An 828-nucleotide genomic window follows, 5' to 3' on the forward strand; every position below is an offset into this window, starting at 1 on the left:
GGGTCGCAGGTTGTTTGCCACCTCGCCGAGCCTTATCGCAGGCTTCCACGTCTTTCATCGCCTCTGGCTGCCTAGGCATCCACCGTGTGCGCTTCATTGCTTGACCCTATAACCCGAAGGAGTCTGGATCGCACAATGATAACGATTGCCGGATACGCTTGAGACGTATCACAAAACAATTTACGTAGGAACGTTGTAAACAACGTTCCTGTCAGCATGATATATCTTGTTAAAGAGCAGCTGTTCAATGAACAGTGATAAGGCAACGCAGTATGCGCATCTGACTTATCAATGGTCACAAAACATCAACAAACGGTTGGTAACGTACTGCATAAATGGTGGAGCCAAGCGGGATCGAACCGCTGACCTCCTGCGTGCAAGGCAGGCGCTCTCCCAGCTGAGCTATGGCCCCATCGTATACGTCTATTACTTCACAAATTTCTGTGAGACAAGGCAAAATGCGACGACGTATAGCCTGTGCTATACGAGGAGCATTTTAACGCAGTATCACAGGAATTTGGTGGGTCTGGGCAGACTTGAACTGCCGACCTCACCCTTATCAGGGGTGCGCTCTAACCAACTGAGCTACAGACCCGGTATTCAGCCATTACAGATCGTGAGATTGGTGTAATAACTCAATGAGCTACCGTTTGCTCTATCACGTGATCAGGTAATTCATTGTGGACGCTTACTGCGAGGGGGATGCATCGTTTAAGGAGGTGATCCAGCCGCAGGTTCCCCTACGGCTACCTTGTTACGACTTCACCCCAGTCATGAACCACACCGTGGTGATCGCCCTCTTGCGTTAGGCTAACCACTTCTGGTGCA

The 828-nt window shown here is 50.2% G+C and carries 2 tRNA genes and 2 rRNA genes; all 4 read right to left on the minus strand.

From position 1 onward, the window contains the following. Positions 1-106, minus strand: a 23S ribosomal RNA gene (locus tag M8006_RS17690); the annotation flags it as partial. 230 nt (positions 107-336) lie between these two features. After that, positions 337-412, minus strand: a tRNA-Ala gene (locus M8006_RS17695). A 106-nt stretch (positions 413-518) separates the two neighbouring features. Then, positions 519-595, minus strand: a tRNA-Ile gene (locus tag M8006_RS17700). A 117-nt stretch (positions 596-712) separates the two neighbouring features. Further along, a 16S ribosomal RNA gene (locus M8006_RS17705) occupies positions 713-828 on the minus strand; the annotation flags it as partial.

This window comes from Halomonas llamarensis (genome assembly GCF_023555005.1).
Classification (GTDB): Bacteria; Pseudomonadota; Gammaproteobacteria; order Pseudomonadales; family Halomonadaceae; genus Vreelandella; species Vreelandella llamarensis.